Origin of the sequence: Kordiimonas sp. SCSIO 12610 (genome assembly GCF_024398015.1) — a bacterium.
Taxonomy (GTDB): domain Bacteria; phylum Pseudomonadota; class Alphaproteobacteria; order Sphingomonadales; family Kordiimonadaceae; genus CANLMI01.
This window is the reverse complement of sequence record NZ_CP073747.1, coordinates 901,836-928,643: the sequence shown is the minus strand read 5'-3', so window position 1 is coordinate 928,643 and position 26,808 is coordinate 901,836. Positions and strand designations below refer to the sequence as shown.

26 protein-coding genes are annotated in these 26,808 nt (G+C 48.2%); 9 read left to right on the top strand and 17 right to left on the bottom strand.

Translation table 11 applies throughout. The features are described 5' to 3' along the window. Positions 1–44: 44 nt before the first annotated feature. Together KFF44_RS04255 and katG are read right to left on the bottom strand one after the other, a co-directional pair. A complete protein-coding gene (locus tag KFF44_RS04255) occupies positions 45–1,328 on the bottom strand; it encodes a serine hydrolase (RefSeq protein WP_255937601.1) in 1,284 nt (427 codons plus the stop codon). A 248-nt stretch (positions 1,329–1,576) separates the two neighbouring features. Beyond that, a complete protein-coding gene (gene katG, locus KFF44_RS04250; protein ID WP_255937599.1) occupies positions 1,577–3,754 on the bottom strand; it encodes a catalase/peroxidase HPI in 2,178 nt (725 codons plus the stop codon). A 263-nt stretch (positions 3,755–4,017) separates the two neighbouring features. On the opposite strand from katG, the gene KFF44_RS04245 reads away from it, so the two are divergent. Both KFF44_RS04245 and KFF44_RS04240 read left to right on the top strand, forming a co-directional pair. Beyond that, entirely contained in the window at positions 4,018–4,662 is a 645-nt protein-coding gene (locus tag KFF44_RS04245) for a hypothetical protein (RefSeq protein WP_255937597.1), read from the top strand. Between the two features lie 16 nt (positions 4,663–4,678). After that, positions 4,679–5,584, top strand: coding sequence for a hypothetical protein (locus KFF44_RS04240; RefSeq protein WP_255937596.1), 906 nt, complete (start codon positions 4,679–4,681; stop codon positions 5,582–5,584). 54 nt (positions 5,585–5,638) lie between these two features. Here KFF44_RS04240 and KFF44_RS04235 read toward each other — a convergent pair whose 3' ends face one another. The 3 genes from KFF44_RS04235 to KFF44_RS04225 all read right to left on the bottom strand — a co-directional run bounded on the left by KFF44_RS04235 (position 5,639) and on the right by KFF44_RS04225 (position 8,402). Further along, positions 5,639–7,171, bottom strand: coding sequence for a cytochrome P450 (locus KFF44_RS04235; protein ID WP_255937595.1), 1,533 nt, complete (start codon positions 7,169–7,171; stop codon positions 5,639–5,641). 249 nt (positions 7,172–7,420) lie between these two features. Further along, positions 7,421–7,768 (bottom strand): hypothetical protein, encoded by a 348-nt coding sequence (locus tag KFF44_RS04230; protein WP_255937592.1) that lies wholly within the window; start codon positions 7,766–7,768, stop codon positions 7,421–7,423. Between the two features lie 100 nt (positions 7,769–7,868). Beyond that, on the bottom strand, positions 7,869–8,402 hold the full coding sequence (locus tag KFF44_RS04225) for a hypothetical protein (RefSeq protein WP_255937591.1): 534 nt from the start codon (positions 8,400–8,402) through the stop codon (positions 7,869–7,871). Between the two features lie 242 nt (positions 8,403–8,644). Here KFF44_RS04225 and KFF44_RS04220 point away from each other — a divergent pair, with 242 nt between their 5' ends. Then, positions 8,645–9,172 carry a GNAT family N-acetyltransferase gene (locus KFF44_RS04220; protein ID WP_255937590.1) on the top strand — a complete coding sequence of 176 codons (528 nt, stop codon included), beginning with the start codon at positions 8,645–8,647 and terminating at the stop codon, positions 9,170–9,172. 31 nt (positions 9,173–9,203) lie between these two features. On the opposite strand, the gene KFF44_RS04215 is transcribed toward KFF44_RS04220, so the two are convergent. Together KFF44_RS04215 and KFF44_RS04210 are read right to left on the bottom strand one after the other, a co-directional pair. Further along, positions 9,204–9,959 carry a sortase domain-bontaining protein gene (locus KFF44_RS04215; RefSeq protein WP_255937588.1) on the bottom strand — a complete coding sequence of 252 codons (756 nt, stop codon included), beginning with the start codon at positions 9,957–9,959 and terminating at the stop codon, positions 9,204–9,206. A 65-nt stretch (positions 9,960–10,024) separates the two neighbouring features. Continuing rightward, on the bottom strand, positions 10,025–12,409 hold the full coding sequence (locus KFF44_RS04210) for a marine proteobacterial sortase target protein (protein WP_255937586.1): 2,385 nt from the start codon (positions 12,407–12,409) through the stop codon (positions 10,025–10,027). Between the two features lie 296 nt (positions 12,410–12,705). Here KFF44_RS04210 and KFF44_RS04205 point away from each other — a divergent pair, with 296 nt between their 5' ends. The 3 genes from KFF44_RS04205 to KFF44_RS04195 are packed head-to-tail and all read left to right on the top strand — an operon-like array spanning position 12,706 to position 15,410. Then, the gene (locus KFF44_RS04205; RefSeq protein WP_255937584.1) at positions 12,706–13,065 is read left to right on the top strand and encodes a hypothetical protein; all 360 of its coding nucleotides are present in this window, start codon (positions 12,706–12,708) and stop codon (positions 13,063–13,065) included. Between the two features lie 59 nt (positions 13,066–13,124). Then, positions 13,125–14,360, top strand: coding sequence for a hypothetical protein (locus tag KFF44_RS04200; protein ID WP_255937581.1), 1,236 nt, complete (start codon positions 13,125–13,127; stop codon positions 14,358–14,360). 9 nt (positions 14,361–14,369) lie between these two features. Beyond that, positions 14,370–15,410, top strand: a complete 1,041-nt coding sequence (locus KFF44_RS04195; protein ID WP_255937578.1) for a hypothetical protein — start codon at positions 14,370–14,372, stop codon at positions 15,408–15,410. A gap of 68 nt (positions 15,411–15,478) precedes the next feature. Here the strand turns inward: KFF44_RS04195 and KFF44_RS04190 are convergent, their stop codons facing one another. Then, positions 15,479–15,688: a hypothetical protein gene (locus tag KFF44_RS04190; protein WP_255937576.1), complete on the bottom strand. Its 210-nt coding sequence runs from the start codon at positions 15,686–15,688 to the stop codon at positions 15,479–15,481. Between the two features lie 220 nt (positions 15,689–15,908). On the opposite strand from KFF44_RS04190, the gene KFF44_RS04185 reads away from it, so the two are divergent. Beyond that, the gene (locus KFF44_RS04185; RefSeq protein ID WP_255937574.1) at positions 15,909–16,664 is read left to right on the top strand and encodes a hypothetical protein; all 756 of its coding nucleotides are present in this window, start codon (positions 15,909–15,911) and stop codon (positions 16,662–16,664) included. Positions 16,665–16,728: 64 nt separating this feature from the next. Here KFF44_RS04185 and KFF44_RS04180 read toward each other — a convergent pair whose 3' ends face one another. The 4 genes from KFF44_RS04180 to KFF44_RS04165 all read right to left on the bottom strand — a co-directional run bounded on the left by KFF44_RS04180 (position 16,729) and on the right by KFF44_RS04165 (position 19,593). After that, a complete protein-coding gene (locus KFF44_RS04180) occupies positions 16,729–17,709 on the bottom strand; it encodes a TraB/GumN family protein (protein WP_255937571.1) in 981 nt (326 codons plus the stop codon). Between the two features lie 105 nt (positions 17,710–17,814). Continuing rightward, positions 17,815–18,516: a hypothetical protein gene (locus tag KFF44_RS04175; protein ID WP_255937569.1), complete on the bottom strand. Its 702-nt coding sequence runs from the start codon at positions 18,514–18,516 to the stop codon at positions 17,815–17,817. A 52-nt stretch (positions 18,517–18,568) separates the two neighbouring features. Beyond that, on the bottom strand, positions 18,569–19,210 hold the full coding sequence (locus KFF44_RS04170; RefSeq protein WP_255937568.1) for a hypothetical protein: 642 nt from the start codon (positions 19,208–19,210) through the stop codon (positions 18,569–18,571). Positions 19,211–19,227: 17 nt separating this feature from the next. Beyond that, on the bottom strand, positions 19,228–19,593 hold the full coding sequence (locus KFF44_RS04165; protein ID WP_255937566.1) for an autorepressor SdpR family transcription factor: 366 nt from the start codon (positions 19,591–19,593) through the stop codon (positions 19,228–19,230). Between the two features lie 206 nt (positions 19,594–19,799). On the opposite strand from KFF44_RS04165, the gene KFF44_RS04160 reads away from it, so the two are divergent. Then, positions 19,800–20,567: a transporter substrate-binding domain-containing protein gene (locus KFF44_RS04160; RefSeq protein WP_255937564.1), complete on the top strand. Its 768-nt coding sequence runs from the start codon at positions 19,800–19,802 to the stop codon at positions 20,565–20,567. Between the two features lie 137 nt (positions 20,568–20,704). Then, positions 20,705–21,496: a transporter substrate-binding domain-containing protein gene (locus KFF44_RS04155; protein WP_255937562.1), complete on the top strand. Its 792-nt coding sequence runs from the start codon at positions 20,705–20,707 to the stop codon at positions 21,494–21,496. A gap of 41 nt (positions 21,497–21,537) precedes the next feature. Here KFF44_RS04155 and KFF44_RS04150 read toward each other — a convergent pair whose 3' ends face one another. From KFF44_RS04150 to KFF44_RS04130, 5 genes are all read right to left on the bottom strand, one after another. Next, the gene (locus tag KFF44_RS04150; RefSeq protein ID WP_255937559.1) at positions 21,538–22,560 is read right to left on the bottom strand and encodes a 2-dehydropantoate 2-reductase; all 1,023 of its coding nucleotides are present in this window, start codon (positions 22,558–22,560) and stop codon (positions 21,538–21,540) included. A 47-nt stretch (positions 22,561–22,607) separates the two neighbouring features. Further along, entirely contained in the window at positions 22,608–23,504 is an 897-nt protein-coding gene (locus KFF44_RS04145; RefSeq protein WP_255937557.1) for a DMT family transporter, read from the bottom strand. 179 nt (positions 23,505–23,683) lie between these two features. Beyond that, positions 23,684–24,502, bottom strand: a complete 819-nt coding sequence (locus tag KFF44_RS04140; protein ID WP_370691142.1) for an amidohydrolase family protein — start codon at positions 24,500–24,502, stop codon at positions 23,684–23,686. Between the two features lie 140 nt (positions 24,503–24,642). Next, entirely contained in the window at positions 24,643–25,245 is a 603-nt protein-coding gene (locus KFF44_RS04135; protein ID WP_255937553.1) for a pyridoxamine 5'-phosphate oxidase family protein, read from the bottom strand. A gap of 17 nt (positions 25,246–25,262) precedes the next feature. Continuing rightward, a complete protein-coding gene (locus tag KFF44_RS04130) occupies positions 25,263–26,693 on the bottom strand; it encodes an aminotransferase class V-fold PLP-dependent enzyme (RefSeq protein ID WP_255937551.1) in 1,431 nt (476 codons plus the stop codon). Positions 26,694–26,808 lie beyond the last annotated feature (115 nt).

Here is a 26,808-nt window from a genome sequence, read left to right as displayed (position 1 = left end):
AAAAGTCGCCTACCTACAAGCGATAGGGTTCGCAGGAAATACCGTTACCCGTCCACTTCTGCGGTGACGAGCTTGCGGAAGCGTTTGTGGATATCAGGGTCATCGCCGCCAAAGAACTGAAGCATCATGATCGCGAAGGCCTCGTTCGCAGGATCGATCCAGAAGGTCGTGCGCGCAGCCCCGCCCCAGCCCCAATGGCCTGTTATCTGGCCGTTGCGGGCGATCTGTTCCGGTGTGTCGGCAACCACAATACTGCCCCCGTATCCAAAGCCATTGTTGGTTTTGCCGCCAATCCACGGAAACATATAAATGGTATCAGGTGCCAGATGGTTTGACATCATCCGCTCTACAGTTGCGGCGTTCAGAACCCGGTGGCCTTTATATTCCCCCTTGTTCAGCATCAACTGTGCAAATTTCGCATAATCATGCAGGGTGGATACAAGGCCGCCCCCGCCCGACTGGAACTTGGCCGCCGGCATAAAGCGGAATGCGGCTGCATCATCCTGCCCGTCTTCCTGCAACACATAGCTTCCATCATCCCGGCGGAAATAATTGCTGGCAAAGCGCGGGCGCTGATCCGCGCTTACGGCAAAACTGGTCTCTGTCATGCCAAGGGGGGTGAAAATACGCTCATCCATCACGTCGTACAAGCTTTTGCCGGTCACGACCTCCGCGATGCGGCCAAGCACATCGATGGAATAGCTATAATACCAGCTAGTGCCCGGCTGCGCGATCAGCGGCAGTTTGGAAAGCTTGGTCATTTTAACGCTAAGGTCCTCGGCAGGGTCAAACAGCCCCGCTTCGCCGTAGGCTTTCCCAACCGGATGAATGGGGCCGAATATGCCATAGCCAAGCCCTGCCCGGTGCAGCAACAGATCCTCAATCGTCATGGGGTTTTCCTGCGGCGCAAAAGTTGGCTTGCCGTCGCTTCCCACGCTCATCACCTGCATATCCGCAAGCTCGGGGATATATTTGGCGGCAGGGTCCTTTAGGCTCAAAAGGCCATCTTCTTCAAGGTCCATGATGATGGCAGATGTGATCGGTTTGGTCATGGAATAAATGCGAAAAACCGTATCAAGCTCGACGGGTTTGCCGCGCTCGCGGTCGCGCATGCCGTATGCGCCCTCGTAAACAACCTTGCCGCCATCAAAAACAAGCGCGGATACGCCGACCACTTCACCACTTTCAACCGCGCTACCGAGCATCTCGTTAAGCGCGTTCTGGTCAAAGCTGTTATCATCCTCTGCAATCGCGGTTACAGACGTAAAGGAAATAACAGAGGTAAAAGAGATAAGCGTTAAAGCCGCCTTGAGCGAAAGAAGTTTCATAAGCCCCTCGTGAATAAATGAATATTGCCCCACCGTTTTGACGTTCTGAAGCTAACCATAAACAGACGTCTGGGTGCAAATGGTAAAAGTATCGACCGGGCAAATAAACGCGATCTATTCACGAATACAAAAGGGTTTAGGCAAAGAAAAAAGCCAGCGATCATTTCTGAACACTGGCTTTATAATGCGCCTTGAAATCACGGTGGGGGAAATTTCAAAAGGAAGCTTCCCCCATTGTCTTTTAAGTCTTAATCAAGAAGGTCAAAGCGATCCGCATTCATAACCTTGGTCCAGGCGGCAACAAAATCACGAACGAACTTTTCACCATTGTCATCCTGTGCGTAAACTTCTGCGTAAGAGCGTAGGATTGAGTTGGAACCAAACACAAGATCGGCACTGGTCGCCGTGAACTTAACCGCGCCTGATGCACGATCACGAAGCTCGTATTTGCCGCTTTCCCGTGTTGGGTGCCAGCTATAGGCCATATCCGTCAGGTTGACGAAGAAATCGTTTGTGAGCGAACCTTCGCGCTCTGTAAACACTCCGTCTTTACTCCCGCCGAAGTTCGTGCCAAGCACACGCATACCACCAACAAGGACCGTCATTTCAGCCGCCGTAAGGCCAAGAAGCTGCGCACGATCAAGCAGCATTTCTTCCGCTTTTACCGCATAGGCCTGCTTCTGATAGTTACGGAAGCCGTCTGCGAGTGGCTCAAGAACGTCAAAGCTTTCAGCGTCGGTTTGCGAGGCATCGGCGTCACCGCGGCCCGGCGTGAACGGAACATCCACGGTGTAACCAGCGCGCTCGATCGACTGCTCAAGGCCAACATTACCCGCGAGCACGATGACATCGGCGACTGAGGCACCCGTTTCAGCGGCGATTGGTTCAAGCGCCGCGAGAACCCTTGAAAGACGCTCTGGCTCATTACCGGCCCATGCATTTTGCGGTGCTAGGCGAATACGGGCGCCGTTGGCACCGCCGCGCTTGTCAGAGCCGCGGAATGTGCGCGCACTATCCCATGCTGTTGCAATCAATTCCGCGGACGTAATACCAGTTGCCGCGATTTTTGCCTTAACGGCAGCAACGTCATAATCCCTATTACCCGCAGGGATCGGATCCTGCCAGATAAGGTCTTCCGCAGGAACATCAGGCCCCAAATAGTTCGCACGCGGCCCCATATCACGGTGCGTAAGTTTGAACCACGCACGCGCAAATGTTTCCTTGAAATACTCAGGATCAGCGATGAACTTTTGACAGATTTCATTATAAATGGGGTCAATCTTCATCGCCATATCGGCGTCAGTCATCATCGGATCACGGCGAATAGAAGGATCCGTTGCATCCACCGGCTTTTCGCTTTCAGGCATGTTAACGGGCTTCCACTGATGCGCCCCCGCTGGTGATTTCGTCAGCTCCCAGTCATAGTTGAAGAGATAATCAAAGAAGCCCATATCAAACTTGGTCGGCTCCTTAGTCCAGGCTCCTTCAATACCCGAGGTGAAGGTATTTCTTGGGGTTCCGTCCATATCAGGGTTATGCCAGCCAAAGCCCTGGGCTTCGATGCCTGCGCCTTCGGGTTCAACACCGATATTATCGCCTGCGATTGCGCCGTGCGCCTTCCCAACCGTATGGCCGCCTGCTGTTAGCGCCGCTGTTTCTTCGTCATTCATGGCCATCCGGGCGAATGTTTCGCGGATATGCAGGGCCGTGCGCGCAGGATCAGGGTTCCCGTTAACACCTTCAGGATTTACATAAATAAGGCCCATATGAACCGCAGACAATGGGTTCTCTAGCGTCTCGGCGCTATCAAGGTCGTCATAACGATTTTCGGACGGGGCGAGCCATTCACCCTCTGAGCCCCAGTATACATCTGTTTCAGGGCCCCAGATATCTTCGCGGCCAAATCCAAAACCAAACATTTTCAGGCCCATGGTTTCATAGGCCATGTTACCAGCGAGGATGATCAGATCAGCCCATGAAAGCGCGTTACCATATTTCTTTTTAACAGGCCAAAGAAGGCGGCGTGCCTTATCAAGGCTTGCGTTATCAGGCCATGAGTTCAAAGGCGCAAACCGAATGTTGCCTGAGCCCGCACCGCCGCGACCATCCTGAACACGGTAAGACCCCGCTGAGTGCCACGCAAGGCGAACCATCGTTCCACCATAATGGCCCCAGTCGGCTGGCCACCATTCCTGGCTATCTGTCAGCGCCTGCGCCACATCAGCTTTGACCGCCTCAAAATCCAAACCCTTCACAGCAGCGCGGTGATTATAATCCGCATCCATTGGGTTTGTGCGGGCACCGCCTTGATGCAAAATATCGAGATTAAGAGTTTTCGGCCACCATTTGGTTACCGAGTTACCAAGCGACGTATTGCCGCCGTGACTGAATGGACATCCGCCAGAATTATTATTTGTGTTTTCCATGGTTCTCTCTCTCTTTCTCTCTATCATTTCGCTTTTTTCTACTCACTTTTGAAAATATAGGGTTCGGTACTCAAAAAGGCAAAATTGAAGAATCGATATGTGTAATCGTTAATTTTGCAAAATAGAGGGCGCGGTTAGTTTGGTAGTAGTCGGCTTTAATGTAGAAAATGCATTAAGATGCTGGGAATGTGATGGCAATCACAGCTGATTTTACTGAAAGCATGCTATAGTGGTGACTAAATAACATGTAGGTAGTTGACGCTATGGTAGATAACAATTCTGATCAAGATCAGAAAGAAAAACTCGATTTGCAAGAGACGGCTCAGTCACTCGTCGAAAGAGTATTGCAGTTGTTCGTTCCAAGGAAATTTTTGGTCGTTATAATGTCGATCTTCATTCTTACCGGTTTTGTGAGCGAATTCACCAGCTACACTTTCAAAGCATGGGATATTTTCACAGACTTTATCGGTGTAAAAACAACAACTATGAATAGCCATGAAAACGATGTGGCAAGAGAATGGGTTGTTTTTCTCGATAGAGCGGAGGAGTTTGAGCAGATCAATGTCATGCGTGAAATTATCGTGCATGCGGTAGAAGCTCACATAGGTACAGAGAATGAGAGTCCGTGGAGTCACTTTGTGCGTAACCTTCGCATGGTACGCGATATTGAATTTGAAGGCGGGTGGATACTTGTTGTTGATTTGCTGGGAGGTATTTCTTGCGAAAACCACATGTCAGAATCACTCAAATCCTATCAAGCCTATCTAGACAACCCACGTCTAAAGGATGTTGTGGGCTCAATATTGAGTCAAGCTCGTGTAATTAAATATGATCTTGAAAAATTTGAAGAATTCTATGGTGTTGCGTCTAATGTACCACCTATGCCAGCACAGACTATTTGTAATTGAACTTCTTTAACGCAAAATGGAAAAGTTGCGCGGAAAATGTCAACTTATGACTAACAACAGAATTTCAGAATTTGTGCGTTCACGATTTCCACAAGCCGATTGGTTACACGACTATTTTAAAAAAATATTCAACGACTTTGCTGCATCAGGTTGTGCTGATAATGAATTTATCAGTGAATTGATTAAAGGTGATGACACTTTTGTTTCGCGTGCTTGGGAAGCTGTACTTTATGGCCTTTTACTTCGCGAGGGGTTTGAAATTAATGGGCTAAGAGCGGGCCCAGATTTTCAGCTTCAACGCGCCGATGAACCAACTGTTTTGGTAGAAGCTACCACACCATCTCCAGATGGCTTACCCCCAGAATGGATCAATCCAGAAACGGATTATTGCAGAAGTATGCCACATGAAGCAATGTTGCTCAAATGGACATCTAGCTTCGCTACCAAAGCAAAAAAACATCTAGCTGATATTGAAAAAGGATATGCCAAAAAGGATCAACCCTTTGTAATCGCTATCAATGGTCGCAGGTTGTCCAATTGTGGAGATGACTTTGGTATAACTGACATGCCGTTTGCAGTAGAGTCTATCTTTCCTGTGGGACCAATTGAGGTCCCAATTAATCGTGAAACACTCGAATTTGGTGAGCCTCGACAAAGCTGGCGTAGCTCGGTAAGGAAGCCTAGCACAGATACAAATATCCCAACCGATAACTTTCTGAATTCTGATTATGCACACGTTAGTGCATTGATTGGGTGTTCACGTTTATGGGTAAATGACTATCGCGAAACATGCTTTCCTCATTTGTATCTGGTGCATAATCCATTAGCCGAAAACCCGCTACCAAAAGACTGGCTGGATTGCGCACAAGAATATGTGGCTACTATCGTGGATGATACAATCGAAATATCTAGAGCAGCATAAAGGCTGCACTTACTGGTATGACAATATAGTTAAAATAGCTGCTACCCCCTTCCCTCACTCCCGCGCCTTAACCTGCATCTCCAGATCAGTTGACGGGCGAACGGTCAGGTTCATGATCGGCATGGGGTGGTCTTTGCCCACATGGGTGAACGTAAACCGTTTCAGATACACCGCGAGGATAATGATCATTTCCCGCATGGCGAAGCTTGCCCCGATGCAAACCCGTGGGCCCGCACCAAACGGCAGGTAGGCAAAGCGCGGAATAGCCTTCACGGCATCCCCGATAAAACGGCTTGGGTCAAAGGCATCGGGATTTTCCCAGAGTTTGCTGTGACGATGCAGAACCCACGGCGCTGCGCTCACGAGCGTGCCTTTGGGGATCGCCTGATCGCAGATCGTATCATCCACCTTCGCCTCGCGGGAGATCACCCCCGCCGCGGGGTATAACCGCATGCTTTCCTTGAGCACAGCCGTTAGAACCGGAAGCGCATTTTGCCATTCGCTCGGCGCGAGCGCATCAAGGTCAACACGATCCAGCTCTTCGGTGATTTTTGCGGCCCAGTCCGGTGCCTCGGACACCAGATAGAAGGTCCATGCGAGCGAACGGGCGCTGGTTTCATGCCCCGCCGCCAGAAAGGTGATCATATTATCAATCACCTGATCGTCACTAAGTGGGGTGCCCCCATCCCGCCCTGCGGTTAAAAGGAGGCTGAGAAGATCACCATCATTATTTACTGTATTATCTTTGGCTTTTTCTGTCTCGGCTGCCTCGATTTCCTTGCGCCGCGCCATCACAACACCGCGCAGCTGCGCCTGCACATCACGCACAACGCGGTCACGGCGGGCGTGGCCTGTACGGGGTATCCATTTGGGCGCGCCTACAAAATCAAGGAAATGCGGGCTGCTATAATCCGTGAGCAAAATATCAATATTTTCGGTGAAACGCTTGGCGTCAAAGCCAGCGTTATGAGCGCCCATGCCAGAAGATTGGCCAGAAGGTTTATCAACCAATTGACTGGCGGGGAACATGCAGCGCATCAAAACATCAAGCGTAATATCCACCATCGCGTCTGATACTTTAAGCGGTGCGCCATCAACATTCGCTGTCGCCACCCGGTCCGCGTGCTCGCGCGCAACGAGCGCCATGGTGTCCGCTAACCCCGCAACATAGCGCGGTGTAAAAACGGTGGTTAGCGCACCGCGCGTGTGCTTCCAAAGGTCACCCTCCACAACCAGCAACCCTTCCCGCAGTAAGGGGACGAGAATTTCCTCGCGCAGGCGATTAAAGCCATAGTTTTTCGCGTTCGTTACCAGAAAATGCCGAATACCATCGGGATTTGAAATGGTTGCGAAATTGGCCCCGAATATTTCACCGTCGACAATGTCCTCATCAAAAAAGGCCTTGGAATACACTTCCAGCGGGTTTTTCGCGAGCAGGCGAAAAAACCGGACGTAGCGTTTCACGATATTGGTGTTTGGGTCGATATAGGGCCGCGGCGGGCTGGGTGGAATCAAACTGGGCGGAACTAAACTAGACGAGGCTAAACTAGATGGGGTCGAAAGCGATTTTGTAGCGGTTTCATCCATGACATATCCTCTATCGGAAGTCCTCTATAGGAAGCCCCCTACTAGAAGTTCCTGAGGAGGAAGCCCCTATGGGGGCAGGCACTCACCGCACCATGCTCGGGTGCGCCCTATCCTAGCCTCAGCCCCACCCGTTCGCAATGGAAAAGGCATCGTATTTCAAGGAACCAAGCTACCATAGTGAGTATGACCAGAGAACGTGTTGTTGGGAGATGTCAGAGCGATTTAATCTGACAATTCCGTCGCGAGTATTTATTGGACCTCGCTCTCCAGACAGCGGCCAATGGCTTTAACAACCCGAAAATCCTTTAGGGCCCTTGGACAGTGATCTAAACAGATCTCTTCATATTCAAAATATTTATCGGCAACTTCGTATCGATCAGGGCAAATATTAGTTTTTTTGACCATCTCTGCGATGTAAGTGTCAATTTGAGCCATAGTTGTTTTCGTATCATCTGGCTGCATCAACGGCAAAATGGCCGTGAATGTATTAACATCATTAGGATTCTCATGGGCATAAAACCTCGGTTCCCATGTTTTAGGAACCGTAGCGCAACCCACGCAGACAGAAAGAATTACGAATACTTGTTTATATATCATTGTTCCCCCATAGCCTTTTTGTAGATAACAGTAATAATTTAGAGGTTTTTTGCCATCCCTGCCTGTTATGCTTTCATAGTGTTGTAATCGATACAATTCCCTATCTTGCCTTTAGATTAGACACTTCCTCCTCAGTTAAAATTCTTTTTACATTAAAGTAAAAAAAATCTCCGGTAGCAGTTAAACTCTGGCAATCGGCGTGCGATATTTTCCCGTCTTTACCGTATGAAACTATTTCAGTGCCATTCACTGCTGGTAAAATAATCAACTCACCCAGCAAAGCTACCTTTCTAACCTCTGAGGGAATTTGATGACCATGATCAGTATCAATAAACAAATCTATGCAGCCCTCAAAATTATGTGCTTTCGCATTTTCTTCCTTCAAATATAGCTGTTGCATTTTCTTTGAACGAAATCCCAAAACAATCAAATCCCTGTTTATGAAACGGTCTGGCGTTCCACCGTTGATTTTAAGTTTTTTTATATCCAGCTCTTGTGCATCCAGCACGTCGTAACTCGTAAAACGTTCAACCTGAGAACTACACCCAATGGTTGTTGGCAGTAAAAATAGGCTTACATATCCAGCAACCCTTTTTAGAAAGGTGCGCACTATTCGATGTTGTTTGAATTGCATTGGATAAACCCAGTATTATCTTTCAGGACGCTTGTCATTGTACCATAGAATTACACATTTTAAGATACTATAACAACACTTCCGGTTGATAATGTATGCAATCAACGAACCTATGGCGACAATGGAAAAGGCTTTCTATTTCAGCCTGCATCGCTATCATGGCCGTCAGCAATTTTGGATGTATGGGGCAATGGCCGGGGTTTCTTCGCCCGTTTTTTGAAATTACGTTGGGCACTATCGTCATGGCACATAGCATTCGTATCATTCCTGTAATGCACGCTGATGTTGCGGTTCTGCGCGCGCTTTCGGTCAAAACATTTCGTGATACCTACGCCGCCGCCAACATGCCGGAAAATATAGAGGCCTATATTGAAAATTCCTTCTCGCTCAGCGCGCTTAGGGCTGAACTTGCGGACCCGAATTCGCAGTTTTTCTTTGCCGTGATTTCGGGTGAAGTTGCAGGGTACCTGAAGGTCAACACGGGAGCAGCCCAGACCGAACAGGACCTTCCGGACGCGATGGAGCTTGAGCGTATTTACGCCGCACGCGATCATCAGGGCAAAGGTGTTGGCAAAGCCATGATCAGGCATGCGATTTCGCTCGCACAAAGCGCAAACATGCCGTGGTTATGGCTGGGTGTTTGGGAGGATAACCCACGTGCGATCGAATTTTACAAACGCCAAAACCTTGAGGTTTTCGGCGTCCATAATTTTATGATGGGCGATGACCCGCAGCGCGACCTGATGATGCGGATCAAAACCAATTCATAAAGGCTGTAAAGACCAGCGAAAGTTGCCATTCCTAACCGCTGATGCGCGGTGAGATGGGTTCTGCCCACACGATATATCGGTCCGTTGGCATATTGCCGGGCGAACTGATACCGTCAAACGGATAACAGGTCACGAGCATCAGGCCCTTCCCGCCCTCAGACACGTTCGGGGCATACATTTCATCCATATGGGTGACCCAGATATCCTTCACCTCATAGGCCTGCACGCGGCCTTCGCGGTTTTCCATCTTAAGGACATCGCCCTTTTGAATATCCTGAAGCATCCTGAAATGGGTTTCCCTGTGCCCAAAAAGGATATCCGCACCCGTCCCTTCCAGGCGCACAGGGCCAAAGGCCAGCGCCGCCATATCCGTGCCCTTAAGCACAAAACGATGGGCAACTTCCGTCCTATCAAGTCCCTCGGATTTATTAAGCCCTTTGGATTTATATAGTCCTGGGGATTTAAGCAGGGTCAATTTCGCCTCCGGGTAGGTATCGGCCCACGGCCATGGCTTTGTCGGCGTGGTGGCAAGTGGCCCTATGTCAGCGGCGTCTGCCCTGTCGCGCTCCCACGCATGCTCAATTAATATGGGGGCAAGCCATGCCTTAAAGGCGATCAGCCCCGCGCCGAACCACTGATAGCCCGTGAAGCCAATCAGCAAAACAAGTACGAGCTTAAAGGTCATGGGTATGCGCGGCCTGCGCCGTTGATTGCGGTTCCTCGTCTTGCTGTTTGCCACCGACCGCCCGATGGGAAGGACGCCAGCAGCGTCCTTCCTTTCACTCACTTGGGGCCTCTCAGCCCCTTGGGGCCACCTACTCTCTTGTGCCATTTCACTCATGAACATTTCACTCATGGTAGGCGCCCACTTGCAAGGCTGCTGACCCTTGGTAGCGGATATTTCAGCACCAAAAACCCAACCAGCGCGAGGAAGAAGGCAATCAACCCACTGATAAATTTGAAGGAAAGCGGCGTTGCCGTGCGCGGCCCGTGGAACCTTTTGGCTTCCGTGCCGTGCGGCAGGTTACCCTTAGCGTTGGAAAGTTTAAGTGCGTCAGTTTGAGGGCGCGATATTTTCTCTTCCACAGCGACAAAGCTTGTGAATGGGCTGAGGATTTTATGCATCAGGGCGACATCAAGAATATCCTTGCGCACCATATCAGGGTTGGCGCCGCGAACCCGCGCATCCATAAGGCCCTCCACCTTTTTACGCGCCCACATTTTGGCGATGCCTTTGCCTTCCTTAACGTCCGATAGCTTAAGGTCTTTCTGCCAGTTCCCGCCGTCCGGCAGCACGCCAGAGAGCTGAAGCGTTTCAAGGCCAGTGCCCTTTTGAACGCGCGCCATAAAGACCGCAGGATGCGCACCGAAAAGATCAGGCAAGGTTGCGGGGTAGCTTTCAATGCTAGCGCGGTTATTTTCACCTGTGGGATCATCCAAATCTGATGAAAGCGGCCCAGAAAGCGCCTGAGAAAACGGTCTGGAAAGCGATAATGAGGAAAGGCTTGGGCGTGCCATCGCGCTATAGAGTTCCTCCAGCTTCACACCCGCTGTCGCCACATCGCCAATTTGGATATGCAGCCCACGGCCAAATTCCGCTGCCTTACGCATAAACCAGCCGTTGGGGGCGCTTCCGATCCCGACAGTGAACAAACGCGCACTGCCGAGTTTCTCCTCCACAAGGCGGAACATGGCATCCTCATACCCCACAGCGCCGTCAGTTAAGAAAAGGATTTGCTTTTCGGCCTCGAGGTCGCGCGCATCATCGAGCGCATCCTTAAGGGCAGGCATCATGTTTGTGCCACCGTTTGCATCCAACCGGCGGATGAAATGACGGGCACGGGCAAGGCTTTCCGAGGTTACCATTTCGCTATTGCCGAACAGGCGCGTGTGGTTGCTATTGAACTCGATAATATCAAACTTATCCTCGGGGCGCAGCAGATCAACCGCGTGCAAAAGCGCGGTTTTCGCCTGTCGGATGGACGCCCCGCCCATCGAGCCCGAGGTATCGATAATGAACACCACATCACGCGGCGGCACATACAAGTCAACAGTGGGATTTGGTGGCAAAACAAACCCAAGGATATAGTCGGCATCTTCCCGCGCGGCCTCGCCGTCCACTATGATCAGCGGGCCTGTTTCCCTGAACAATACCGATTGCACGTTGCTGCCGGGCACCAGTTCCCAAGACAGGTTAAAATCACGGTCCGCGGGCAAGGCACCATCCTTTAGGGCAATCCGAAATTCCCCTTCGCCAAAGCGGGTAACCGAAAGATCATGGCTCGTGCTTAATAGGTTTTCAATGGCTGTTCCCGCGTTCAGGTGAACCGAAAAAGAGGTTTTGTTCGCGCTGCCCTTATATGGGTTTTCTCTAGCCGCTTTAACATCATAAAGATCAGCACCAGAAGAGACACCAGAAGGCGCAATCGAAGTGCCATCGCCGTCGATCAAAGGCTGCTGGAAATTAAAGCGGGGGGTGATCGCCTGCGGCATGGTCCAATCGAATTTGAGGTTATTTTGCCCTGCGGTAGAGAGGAACGTTAGCTCAACCGCAATCAGCGCACCCGGTGCCACATTACCAACCCGTGTTGAAAACATGTTGGGCCGATGTTCCTGCAGTAATGCCGCCTTCTTACCGGCCTTAACCGCATCGGTATAAATCTTTTTCGCGGCTTCCTTTTCCTTGATTTTCCCGACAATCCGGCGATCACCGATGATCATGGTCATGCTATCGACGGCGGCGTTATCCGGCAGCGGAAAACGATACATCCCTTCAATCCAGTCAGCAGTTTGGTTTTTAAAGGTTTGCTTAACCGTGGTGTGGACGATCATGCCGGTGATTTTCACATCAATTTCACTCGCGAGCAGAAGCGCATCCTCAATAATTGGTGCGCTTGGCCGCGGGATAGCAGGAAGCACGTCAGTTCCATGCGGCTGGCGAGGCGAAGGAGACTGGCCAGAATTATCTTGGGGCTCGCCCGTTGCCGCCGTATCCGCTGATCTGATGGGAACAATTTTCAATCCGCCAAGCGCACGCTTGGTATCACCGTGCTCGGAGGCAGCAGATGCCACTGAGAAGGCGAACAAAAGCGATAGAATTAAAATCCCGATCTGAAAAATGGTTCCCGCTTTATAAAGCGTCGTTGCGATTTGAAGGTCATTTGGTTTTTGTTTGGATGGCCGCGCCTGCGTGCGGGCATACCCTGCCCTCAGCCTTGTAGGTGCTGTTTGTGTCATGATAGGTCTCGCTTCTTAGATTGATATGCGGACCGTTATGAAATGGGATGATGTCCGGCCTTTGCCGGAATTATGATGTTTTCGGAAAAACTATGCCGAAAATCGCCGATTGTGCCGAAACCAGGCCAATTACGGCAAAAGCCGTCCAATCCTGCCTGAAAACACACCAAATATGACGATATAGGGCGAAAAATAAAATTTCACCAACCGTGCCAACCGTCACAGACTTTACCGATGTATGTATGCAATAAATAATAGTTACCAAAACATTAAGAATGATCAAAAGGGAGAGAAAAATGCCAGAAAATCTATGGCCTGATTCCATTGATGCACGCAGAGCAACAATTTTTTATTTTTTCGCGAAAGAACCATCCTTAGAGATGCTCACAGCAAATCAGTTAGCTAATATAAAAATAAGTGGACTGCTTGGTATCGTACCTGGTGCGGGAAATGACCAAAATCAAGCTGCAGCCAAAAGCGCCGCCCAAAATATTTACTATGCGATAAACCGGACTCAAGAGTTTTCCTTTGAAGACGGCCAGAATGAAGATTCTGTAATAGAAAGCCTAGCTACTTTTATCAGCGATGAAGAGAGCACCATCAGTGGATTTGCTCATGAAATAGATAAATTAATCAAATTCGAAGATGAAATTTAAGTTTAAGGAGTATTCACGTGATAATAAGATTAATATTTTGTATCGGCATGATATTAAATATGTCGATGTATACTAGTAACGCTAATGCTTTTAATGAAGTAGAGAATTGCGAGGAAAAACTAGATACCAATTTTCCTGAATTTACTGCACTTAGTTCGAACCAACAAACTCAAACGATAAATGCATTTTGTGATATCATTTCTGGCAAACGCTTGGACCCTAAAAACCTCTTGATAAATGCGTTAGAAGATCAAAAGTTTGAATATAAAGGGTTAACCTTGAAATTTAAGGCCTTTGAATCTGATGGGGAAGCCAATTTCGGTATTGAATATGACTATTCGCTATCTCGTACATTTGGAAATGGCAACAAAAATTTAAGTTGTAATGATAATGATAGCCCGCAGAACTGCGGTAGCCACTATCGTACATTCGGGTCAATTGATTTTCAAAGCAAAGGGACCTTTGCGTTTGAAGACAGCAACAATCCCTTAAACATGATTGATACAAAACTGTCGCTGACAGGCCATCTGGGTTACTTTAGCGGGCAATCTTTAAAACATAACGATGTGTTCAAGCAGCGTAGTCGTGCAGCGATAAAAGAGCATACTGATAATGGTAATATTTCATACCCTGAAGCTGTTAAACGAACCGTGAGTCAAGACCCTCTTGATACATATAGAGAAGCTTTAGGGGTCACGTTTATTGCCAGTGCTTCCGCAGATATTGGGTATGAAACTGACCAAACATTCAATGCATCGCAGTTTACCTACGGTGGTTCAATATATGCTTCACTGAATGACTATCGACAAAAAGACAGCATTAAATGGCTAAATGTGGTTGATTATCCTGCTGCTATAGTAAGGTTTATGACCGGATTAGACCCAGACCTTAGTCCGCGCGGCACACAGTTTCCACTTTTACGTTTTGCCGTTGCACAAGTTGACCCTGATGATCAAACGCCTCGTGTGCTGTTAGCGGGTGATGCATCAAACTATGCTCGAATAAATTTTGAAGCTTCCTACAGCGCACCATTATTCAGAATACCTGATCTTGGTATCGATGCACTGGATAAATACTCTGACGATACGGTATTCTTAACGGCAAACTATCGCTACTACCGCGAACTTTCGCCTTCGGCTGCGGTCCAAGCGGCTGGCTTAACCGATCAACGGTTATGGACTGTAAGCCTAACCGGGTTATTCGGCGGCATGTATGTTTCCTATAGTAACGGCGAACTTCCACTGGATGTTGACCGTGACAATGTCGTGGAATTAGGCTTCAAAACACACTTCTAGGAGGCAAGAATGCTTAATGACTACAAATCACAGCTATTTTCTGAAATACAGACTATGCTGAAGTACCTTGCGAAGACAGGTAAATCAATTCCGACAGAAGTTAGCGTTTTATTGAAGACCCTTGATATACCCAATGCAGACAACGCCCGTCCGGCAACTGAAGCCTCCAACATCGGTACCGATAATCTGTTAAGTCTGCATAACACTCTGGGCGACCTGTGCAAACCCGCAACCCCTATGTCTATTGATGCCAGCTCCACATTAAACAACAAAACCGTTATGATTAGTTCCTTGGTCGGTTTTGTTGGGTTTTTAATGATAATGTTTGCCAATATATTTGGCCCTGCACCCTGCACAAATGTGACCACATGCACAAACCTGGAAACGTGTGCAAAAATAGCAACCTGCACAAAACAAGAAAAGCCTGAAGCGCCACCGTCACCCCAAGGGACACTCTCCTCTGGTGAAATTGAAGCTCAAGAAAAGCCCGAAACACCAGCGTCGCCACAGGGGACACTCTCCTCTGGTAAAACTGAAGCTCAAAAAACACCAGTCGCCACTGCAAAACAAGACTTTAGCACAAATATCTTAATAAGTTCGCTGGGTGGTGCCTTTCTTGGGTCTGCTTTTTATGCTTTATATTCAGCTAGTCAATATATCAAAGCTCAAACATTTGACCCTGGTTATACACAGGTTTACCTAATAAGGTTAATTTTGGGAATATTCGCGGGATATTTACTGGCTAACATCATAATCCCTAATTCTGGCGATAATTTTGGAGAAACTGGAATAATTAAATACGGCCCTGAATTACTCGGTGTCATCGGGGGCTTTTCCGCAGAAGCTGTGATACAGATTCTTCAACGTTTCTCAGATACATTAGTAACAATCGTAAAAGGAAGCGACAAAGAAAAAGTCAAATCAGAAGTCAAAAAAGCCGTTACCAAAACAACGACAGAAACTTCATCAAAATTAAACGGTATACTGGCAAAAGACGATGCTACTGAAATGAAGGATGATATAAAGCAGATCATCAAGGACTTATCTTAATATAACATTCCTGACAATATCAACAGCCCCTAAAATCGTCTATGGGCTGTTGATTATTCAAAAAGTATCTATCCAGCAAAACCACTGCATATAACCTCTAATTTATGACCAAACGGATAACCTACACAAGCCGCGTATACATCAGCATGGGGATACTTACGCGTGCCGGGCTTGCCGTCGCACACACTGTCATACAAAAGTGCGGCCTCATAAAAGGCATCAACCTGATCGCCTTTCGTTGCTCGAAAGGCAACATGCACACTGAGATGGTCGATCATTAGTTTCTCCCACTCATCATTTTCGGGATTTTAGGCATGAAACGAATATATTCTATGCTCAATGATCCGCACTTTATACTTAAAGAACCCAAGAGCATTGGCTTTGGTAAGGAAAAGGAAAATATTCAGTTGATCGCTGTGGAACGGTAAGCTAGTGCCGCAAGCAAAACAGCATTTTCTGTCTGTGCTTTCCCTTCAGCCCCTTTCAGGGTAGGCTGACATGCGGGAATATACTGTATGGGGAGGGATAGAAATGCTGGAACCGGATCTTAATGCCAGTCAGAAAAACATTATCGGTGCGATCGATAAACTAACGGAAAATATAGCGCTAACAGCGCTAAGCGTTTTTCCAACCTTCTTTTACCTTGTTTTCCAGCCCCGACGTTTGGCCCCCTTGCTTCTTCATCAGGAAGACGACGGCAGAAAAGGTATGCTGTTGGGGCCCGGCGTGTTTTTTGTTTTTGCTATCATCATCATTATGGTGCTTGCTGGATTTTTTGTTACACCGGAAATACTAAAGGTCAACGGAAGTTTTCTGGGGGCGGGTTATGCGTATCGTGTCACAAATGCAGCCGCAGAGGGAAACATCTGGCAGGTTATTTCCTATATCGGACCGCTTTATATTTTCACCATTATAGTTGGCGTTCTCGGTCAAATACCAAAGCGCTGGATTGGCCCCAACTGGACATTACACGTCAGCCTTCGTGCTGCTTTCTACCAAATGGCCACATCCGTTTTCTGGATTATTGGTACCAGCGCCGTTATTGACAATATCGGCCTAACCTATGGAATAGCCGTCTCGCAGGAAATTTATAGTTATAATTCAATTCCAATCTTCGGTATCCCCGCATGGCAATATTTCTGCTTTATGAAAGAAGTGGGGTCGCTCACGCCCATGCGGGCCTTAATAATGGCTGCCGTCATGATAGGCTTGATAACGGGTTTGAACGCTTTGATTTTCATTATTGTTTGGTAAATACGGGCAGGATACTGAGGGGCAGACCGCTCAGTATCCCAACACTTTAAGATTAAAAATGGCCTTACTGACGAGCAACAGAAACCCCGCTTGCTTCCAGCATTTTAACCACACTATCATCACCTGCTAGATGGAGGGCACCAACAGCAACAAGGAAGGTTCCCGCTTCCTTATCCATCAGATCCTTGATTTGCTCTGTCCAGTTCGCATTGCGGTTTACGATAATTTTATTGTACGCTTCCGGTGTGCTTAAAACCATATCCTTAAGGCCGACCGCATTCAGCCCGTCAACGTCACCGACTTTCCAGACATCAACCAATTCATCAAGCTGGCTAACCCCTTTATCCTGAATTTCCTTTGAGGCACGCGCCAGTACACGAACCTGCCCGTCCATCGGGAATGACGACAGGATCGTTAGCTGCTCATCAACGCTTTCAAAAAAGCGCATCGGTTTTTGCGCGGCTTTTGCCTTCGCTGCGATCACCGCATCAACCCCTGCGCCCGGCGTGTATCCCGCATCTATCATTTGCTTGCCGGCAAATTGAACAGCAACAAACCAGGGCTTCATTCCCTGCATCCGCTCAAACGGCAATCCCAGTTTTTGTGCGCCCTTTTGGACCACATCGCTTTGATCGCCCAAGACACCAGACAATGTTTCACCGTTCTCAAGAAATGCATATTTTTGAACGATCGGCGCAAGCTTTGATTGTGCTTCCGGGCTTACATCTGCCTCAAGGTAAATGGCTGATGCTTCGTCAAACACTTTGGAAAAAGCCGCGCTTTCCCATTTCGTACTTTCCTTCAGCAAATGAATGGTTCCAAAAAGATAAACATTCGTGTCCGCGTCCGACGCTTTCCAGATCGCGGGGACTGCCTCAGCCTTCGGGCTTAATGCGGCGGCAGCGGTTGCGGCCGTGGTTGTTGCCTCTGTAAGCACGGGGGTTTCGCTTTTGGCATCCGCCGAATACCAGGCGACTGTCAAGATAGCCGCTGCCGATATAAGGCTGTTACGGATCGTTGTTGAACTTTTCTTTGAACAAGACATAGCTTCCTCCTTTTCCGCACACACTGTGTGCAGGCTGTTCGTGGTTAGATTGTTAAGTAGTTTTGCTTGTGTTTCGCTGTGTTTTATATACAGCCGTTTAATTCATCACATTTCTTGTAAGGGTTTTGATACTGCATTAGATCGCAACTCTTTTCTTCGACGCATATAGAGTACGCTAAACCTACCAAAAAATATCACTGCACCAATACTAAGTAGCGCCATCATGATTAAAGCGGCTTGTTTTCGTTCGAAAAGAAGGAAATCCAGTACAACTAAAGTCCCTAAAATGATGGCAATGTATCCCGCAAGCTTCGCTATCTCTCTGGTCCATGTTGGTGAGTTAATAGCGATATCAGCGTTATCGATCATCTTCGGAGATTTATTACCAAGATAAATAATAACCAATCCATAGGTTATCCCTGCTAACCTAGCCACTATGTCTTTCTTATCATTCAGATTTACCCAATCAAGCGCATAAGCAATTTCGCCTACGGAAAATGGTATTAGACATAGCCCTACCAAGCTAAACACTGAGGTAGTAATCATGCTGCGTATTTTATGTCTTTGTGACGCAATACTCTCCTCAGACGGCTTTGGGCCATTTTTATTATATAGTGAAGCTGATAGCTTTTTAGTCAGGGAATAAAAGGGATAGCGCAAAACAAGAAATAGAACTGGCAAGCCTAATACAATGCCGAGACTGTATGCCAATTTAGAGGGTTCAATGATAACCAACGCACCAGCCAGAATATAATTCACACCCCAAACAATCAAAGTTATGCCATATCTATTGGATGAATTTGCCATATATAATTCCTTTATTACTAAATACATTTAGGGTTCGATAACATCATTCCGATTATTGATTGAGCGTTTCCTTACGCTGCGCGGACTTGATCCCGTAATATACCGCGCGCGGCATAATGCTTAGGAAACATGCACCCAGTATAAACAGTGTCACTGTTTTCGCGGTAGCGGGCGCAAGTGCAACCCAGGCTACGATATACAAGAACCCCGCGATAAAGAAGGTCCACCCCACCTGACGCTGGAACGCCTGATGCTTCGCCGGATCACACACTGCCTCCGTCAACGGGGCGATCATTTTAGGGGTGTAGTTACCCATAATGATAAAGAACAGACCAGTTACAACCCCGTTTGCCCGAGGCGCGATCATATCCTTAACATCCGCGGAAATAATCCCCTGCTCGACGAGGAACGGCCCCATCAAACTACCGAGCAATGACACGCCCGTCAGGACGAGCGCCAAATGGATCAGCTTGGCATTCTGACGGCTGTTTTGATCACTTTTGGGTCCATTCATTCGCTTTGCCATCGGCATCACAATAAAACGACCCAAAAGATAAAGCCCCGGCACAACACCGAGCACAAGCGCGGCCTTGCGGCCCTCAATTGCGCCCTGAAACCAAAGGCTAATGGTGCATGCATAGACCAGCACCCAAACGGTAAAAGCTGCAATTTTTATAGTCCGGTCTGAAAACATTGTTCATCCCTCCTGTTTTATTTTGCTGTCGTGTTTATTTTATCACTTAGGCTCGGCTCGCCACTATCGACAGGCTGGCCACGTTCCTCACTTGCAGTATCCTCGGCGTTATCTTCAGCCATTACCTGCATGCCAAACACACTCGCAAAGCCCATTAAGGCCTCTTCAAGTACCGACATTTTCAGTTGGTAGGTAATCACCTTGCCAACCTTGGTGGCCTCTACGAGATCAGCCTCTTTCAACACCGAAAAATGCGCTGACATCGTCGGTTTTGAGACATTAAATTCCGCTGATAATTCACCAGCGTTCATCGGCCCGCGTTTCAAAAGTTCGAGAACACGGCGCCTTGTTGGATCAGATAATGCTTTAAATACTTTGTTCATGATTAGATATTTAGTTAATCATCTAACTATTGTCAATAGATAATTAGCTAAACGTCTAATTATTATTCAAAACATGCGGCTTCTGCGCCTAAACCTCGGTATTTCAATGATTTTATTTTTTTGACCCAAACGCCGTAAAATTATATAAAATGATATATAACAAAAGAACAAAAATCATCAGGTGTCACATGGTACGAACTATTTTCATGATATTTACATGGATCATTTCAACAGTTCTTATTCTAAATACGACACCATTACTTGCCAGCGATTATTTTTATAACGCAATTACATCGCCTAAAATCACGATTTCAGGCAGCATCATCCAGCGTGTCTATGACCCCAGAGAGCCCGGTATCTACAATAAGCTTATTGAACAATTGGTTATGGACACGTCTTATCAGGTTGATACCCGCTTCTATCCCCTGCGGCGTGCGCAGGAAGTTTTCCTGAAAACTGAAACTGACTGTTATTTTATCGCCGATAATATGAGTTCTATTCTCGCGGACCGGAAATTAAATGAGGAAGATTTTGTTCATTCCGTCACCCTGAACGATTCTTACATCAGGGTCTATACACGCATGGATCAAGCGCTGATCGAAAACCTGTCAGAACTTGAAAGAGCGATCGTTGCTGCCGACCCGGGAACCGGGCTTGGATATGCACTGCGCCAAAGCATGCCAAAGACCACAAGCATTATCTCAACAGATTCTATTGAGAAATCATTGGAACTTTTGAAAATTGGTCGGGTAAACGCCGTTGTTGCATATGATTTGGATATGGACGCATATCTGCGCGCATCAGGCACGACACCAAACATTCAATCCTCGACAGCTTTCAGCATTGCCCACGGGCACGATAGTCTGGTTTGCTGGAACACAGAAGAAAATCGCAGTTTCCTCGAGAAAATAAACAACAGGCTGGAAACACTCAAATCGCAAAGAACACTCGTGACACTTACGAATTTACAGTAACCGATATCCTTAAAGTTCTATTTTTTCAAGGTGTTAGATTTATTATCGATTTTGAAATCAATCTGTTATATAAAATAAGAAAGGTCCAGAGAGACTGAAAAAGGCCTGGGGAGGCCTAAACCAGGGAAGACAAATTCGTGCCGAAGATATTTCATCTGACAGTGATGACGGCTGCACTCCTTCTGATGAGCGCACAATCAAACATACACAGCGAAAATATTCTGCCAAATGGTCAAACTGATCATAAAAACACCGAAATCGATATTGCTGCCAGCATGGTCCCCAATATTTTTCATCCAGAAAAGCGCGGCATCTATAATGATTTGGTTGATTTAATATTTGAAGATACGCCCTACACGGTGAATATCGATTATCAACCGGTCCGGCGCGCACAGCAAACATTTTTGCGCAAACGTGCCCATTGTTTTTTTGTTTCCGACAAAAGCTCTCAGGCTGATCTGGGCATTGAAAACACGGGTGATGATTTTATCTATTCCGACACCCTCAATGAAGCGCATATTCGAATATATACGCTGGCAAGTAACCCGCAAATTTCCTCCATCAAGGATCTGGAAGGCAAAACGATAGTGGCTGACCCCGGAACAGGCCTTGGTAATGCCCTTAGGGACAAAATCCCAACCAGCGCGACAATCGTGCCCAGTAAAACAATCGAAAACTCCATAGAGCTTTTGATGTTATCACGGGCTGACGCGCTTGTTGCCTATGACCTGGATATGAATATTCATCAGAATTTCAACGCTAACGCTTTAAAGCCCCATACCGATCTGACTTTAAGCCTTCACACATCCTATGACAGCATCAGTTGTTGGGACACGCCGGAGACACAGGCATTCCTCAACCATGTTAACCACCGATTTAGGGCCTTGAAACAACAGGGCACACTGCCGTTGCCGCTCAATGCCCGTTAGGCAATTTGCTCTCGCTTCCACCAAGCATCCACCAAAGGCGATTATGATGTGATCGCCTTTAAAATTTCAGCACCTGAGAGTTTGGGAGACTTACCTTTTTCAAAGGCGTCCTTCACAAGGGCCATCACTGTTTCACTGATCGGTGCGCTTTCACCCACCTGCAGCGCAAGTTTCACCACCTCACCTTGCAGGTAATCCACCTCTGGAGCGCGGCCTGCTTCCAGATCATCGAGCATGGACGAGCGCGCATTCGCATCAATTTTGACGATACTATTCATGATCAAACGGTATAACCAATTGGGTAGCCGCAGAACCTTCAGCGTTTTATCGATCGAGTTTTTGCCGAAGTTCGCGGGTGTGATACCAGCAACCTTTAAAATACCGAGCGCTTCATCGATCATGCTTGCAAGGGCTGTCCGGTAATCCCGTTCCGCGAGGCAGGTTTTCAAGGGAACACCTGCAAGTGTATTCAGCGCATTATTCAGGTTCACCAAAAGCTTACCCCATTGCACAGCCTTAATATCCTCTTTTAAGTCGCAGCCTTGCCCGACTTGCTCAAACGCAGCCTGAAGCGCGCGAAGGGCGTCACTATCCATCGCCTCGACCGCAAGGTTCCCTTCGGTGCCACAGTGGAAACGGCCGGCCCCAGTGCCTGTTACATTAAAAGGCACCATGCCACCTAAAACCCTGTGGTCTGGCATAACACTTCTGAGCGCGTCAGCGTTTCCAATCCCGTTCTGGAAACTGATGATAATCGCTTCTTTGTCTAGAATGTTTGCAAGTTCCCTGCCCGCTGTTTCGCTGTCCTGCGACTTAACTGTAATAAGGACAATATCAGCATCACTCGCATCTGATGCATCCAGATCAAAGGTCAGGTTTTCACTGATGAATAATGAATTGCGCGCATAATGGGTCAGCGTTAATCCATTTTCTTCAATCGCTGCCTTGAAGCGTTCACGGCCAATCAAGCGTACCTTCATACCCGCGCTTGCCAGTTGCCCACCAAGATAACAACCGATCGAACCAGCGCCGAAAATGGTTACGTTTAATTGATTGTCCTTCATGGTGATGCTCCTCTCACATATTCTTTTTATGATCTCGCTACCCCAGGCTATGATCGCGCGACCCTAAGGCGGCGCAGCAGGCGACCATCAATAGCAATCAGACCGATAAAGATGCACAGTACCGCATAAAAATGATGCGCATATAATTTTTCGCCCAAATAGATCACACCCAGCATAACCGCACTCACGGGGATCAAAAACGTTACGAGCACGATATTTGTCGCTCCCGCTTCCGCAAGGATTTTAAAATAGATAATATAGGCTAGGCCTGTGCTCAAAACCCCGATCCCAAGAATGGCAAAAATAGGCGCAATGCCAATATCATTGAAGGATGTGCCCGCGCCCGCCACCACACCGGGGATCAACAGCATCCCCCCTGAAATCAACAGGATCGCCGTGCTGTTCACCTCTGCCTTATAGGCGCTTAGTCGTTTACCCCAGACATTTGCAAAGGCATATGCAATCGTCGCTAAAATCACCGCAAGCGGGCTTAGGCCCTCGATGCGAAAACCGCCTTCAAGGTTCGGTAGCATCAAAAGCGTAACGCCAATGAAGCCTGCGATCGTCCCAAAAACCTTCAAGCCCGTTAGCCGCTCATCCTTCGTCGTGAAATGCGCGACAATCACGGTAAAAATCGGCGTCATCGCATTAAGGATAGAGGCCATACTCGCAGTTACATAAGTTTGCGCCCACGTGATTAACGAATAAGGGATCACAACGATCAAAGCCGCCATCACGGCATAATCAAACCAGACCTTGATACCGCGCGGGAACGAAGCGCCGCGCATTTTCATGAAGGCAAGAAGAATAAGCCCACCGATTGATGCCCGCAGGAAAACAATCGTAAAGGGTTCAAATACCGGCAGTGCCATTTCGATAAAAACGAACGACACACCCCACAGGGTCGAGAGGAAAAACAGCAAAACCCAATTTTGAAATGACATAACCCATCCTGACAAGGCATGATCACTAATACGGCCAGATCGTTAGCGAGACCACTTTAAAATGACTATATTTTAAGGTGAATAGTCGAACCGAAACAAATAGATATAGCGAAACTTATTTCTCAATTTATATGTGTTTAGCTATATGTCAGAGCCGAAGCATCTGCACAACCCATTCTTTACTGGATGCCAAACACGCGTGCTGTATTCCCAGCGAGGAACAAATCCTTGACCTCATCATTCAGGCCCAAATCATCAAGGCCATCAAGGGCCTTAGCAGGTGTGATCATCGGATAGTTGGTCCCGAACATCACCTTATGGCGGCCGTGTCCTCGCATAAATTTGATGAGTTCCTCCGGGTAACGCCTGACCGTATAAGCCGAGGTATCGATAAACACATTCTCATGCTTGGTCGCGACCGCAATGGCCTCTTCGGTCCACGGATATCCGATATGCCCACCAACGATTTTCAGTTCTGGGAAATCAAGCGCAACCTGATCAAGATAAATCGGCCGCCCAACCTCGGACGGCATCAAGGGGCCTGTGTGGCCAATTTGCGTACAAAAAGGAACACCAAGTTCTGCACATGCCACATAAACAGGGTAAAACCGCCTGTCCGTTGGCGGCAATTCCCAAAGCCACGGCAACACGCGGATTGCCTTGAAACCAAGCTCAGTGAAGCAGCGCCTTATCTCGCGTACCGCTTCCATCGGCTTTGAAATATCCACCGAGCCCACACCGATCAAACGTTCAGGTGCTTCCGCCACAAACGAAGCCACCTCATCATTGGAAATCATCACATTTCTGGGGGCATACCACGCGCTGATCAGCGTTTTATCAACCCCTGCCTGATCCATCGCAGCAACCGTCAGGCCCACAGGAATTTCACGCTCAGGGTCTGGTTTTGCGTCCTTGGTCCATCGACGGAGCGAGTCAAAAATAGGGTCCGCTGTATGCCGCGCCGTTGGGTGCTGCGCCCATGCGTCAATGATCATGATGAAATCCTCCCTGCTTTTGATAGTCCTCAATGATGCCGCTTTGCCTCAAGACGACATTATTGAAACGAGCCTCGCTTAAAAAATAACACGCTCGATAAATTTGATTAATGCTTATCATTAAATAATGATATCAGCAAGGCCTACCACATCCGGCCCTTCGCATATTCTGCATATCCGCTATCGTAGGCTTCGGCGTCAAAATCGGCCTTCACTTCCTTCACGAACTGCCCTGCGGTTGGAAGCCCTGTGCTTTCATCACCCGATGTCCAAAGTTTGGAGCGCATAAGTGCCTTGGCGCACTGAAAATAAATCGCTTCAAGCGTGATCACCGCGACTGATTTGGGGTGCTTGCCGTCCTGTTCGAAACTATTTGTTATATCGGGGTCAATACTCAGTTTCGCGCGGCCGTTCAACCGCACAACATTATTGGCCCCCGGCACCATAAACATTAGGCTGACCCGCTCATCACGCACAATATTATGCAACGAATCTGTTAAGTTATTCCCGCGCCAATCCGGTAACATCACGGTGGTTTCATCAACAATCCTGACAACGGGCCCGTCATCGCCCCTTGGGCTGGCGTCCGTTCCCTCTGGCCCCACTGTGGAGAGGATAAGAAAGCGCGATGCCTCGATCCATTTTCTATAGAGCGGGGTGATTTGGCGCACAATTTTCGCTTTTGAATTTGGATTGATTTCGCCGTATAGGGCCTCCAATTCCTCAACGCTTTCGATATATGTCACTGATCACTCCTTATCGCTTATGCCGTGATTGCACGCAGCGCTTTCACAAGCTTATGCATATCATCCGGCGTGTTATAAAAGGACGGTGTTACCCGAATACAGTCACCCATCGCAGGCCCTGTTCTGCGGGTTGTCAGCACCCCAAATTCGTCTGCCAAACGTTTCATCAGCGCATTATTGGCCTTGGTCGTTGTGACACCCTTAAGCCTGAAGGATGTTAGCCCCGCAACCATCGCCGGATCATCGGGGGTTAAGACCAACAGGTCCTTCATTTTCCGCGCTTCTGACACCCAGATACTGCGTAAATAGCGAAGCCGCGCTTCCTTCGCGCTGCTGCCTAAATATCCATGAAAATCAATCGCCGCTGGTATCGTCATATGGGCCGCAAAATTGGACGTGCCGGTATCAATCCGGTCGCGCACGTTATCGCCGCCTGTGCCGTCCGGGTTCATATTTTTCCCCATATAGGGGTCGATATCCCGCACCTTTGATTTATTGATATAAATCACGCCGCAACCGATGGGCGCACCCACCCATTTATGTAGGTTCACGCCGACGAAATCACAGCCAAGCGATTTAATGTCAAAATCCACCTGCCCGACCGAATGGGCCGCGTCCAGTATCACACCAACCCCGCGCGCTTTCGCCATATCGGCAATTGTACGCACAGGGATAATAAGCCCCGTCCAATTATTCAGATGCGTCAACAGAAGGAGTTTGGTTTTCGGGTTATCATCCAACGCCTTTTTGTAAAAGCGGATGATGTCATCCTCACTTAACGGGCGTTCCTTTGTGGGCTCGGGGAAATTTACCTTCACCACATTCACCCCGCGTCGGTGCGCAAGCCAGCGCATGGCATTTTTCATTTCGGAATAATCAAGATCGGCATAAAGAACCGTATCCCCAGCGTTTAACCTGTTATAGCCACCAATAAGCGCCTGAAGCGCCTCTGTTGCGCCGCGGGTCAGCGCGATTTCATCCACGCCCACATTCAAAAATTCCGCCGCTTTTGCCCGTAAATTCCGATAGGTTTCGCCGAGGTCAAAGCGGGCGAAAAACGTATTGTTTTTATTCACCCATGCGCTTTGGCGCTGATATTCTTCCAAAACAGGGCGGGCCATAATCCCCCAATAGCCATTTTCCAGATTAGTGATTTGGTCCGTAACATCATACATGCCCGCCACTTCACGCCAGAAGGCTTCATCGTCCGGTTTGATGTTATTTGCAGTATCCAATGATAGGTTCGCGGCTTGGGCCGTTTGACCGCCAAAGTCACCTGCTCCCAACACCCCGACACTTCCAATACCACCAATCGTACCAACCACCGTTCGCGTTAAAAACCCGCGCCTTGAAAGTGGTTTGGCACTGCTGCGCCCAGTGTTACTCGCTGTCTGCAGACTGCCCATATGGCCATCCTCTGGCCTGTTTTCACTCTGTCTCTTCCCCACTGATCGTCCCCTTGATCTGATACGAAAATGCATTGTGCGAACGCGGCCCCCTTGGGTCAAGCCAATTCACAATCATCTGTGATCAGGTGTGATCACCCATCAGCGGTCAACCCTA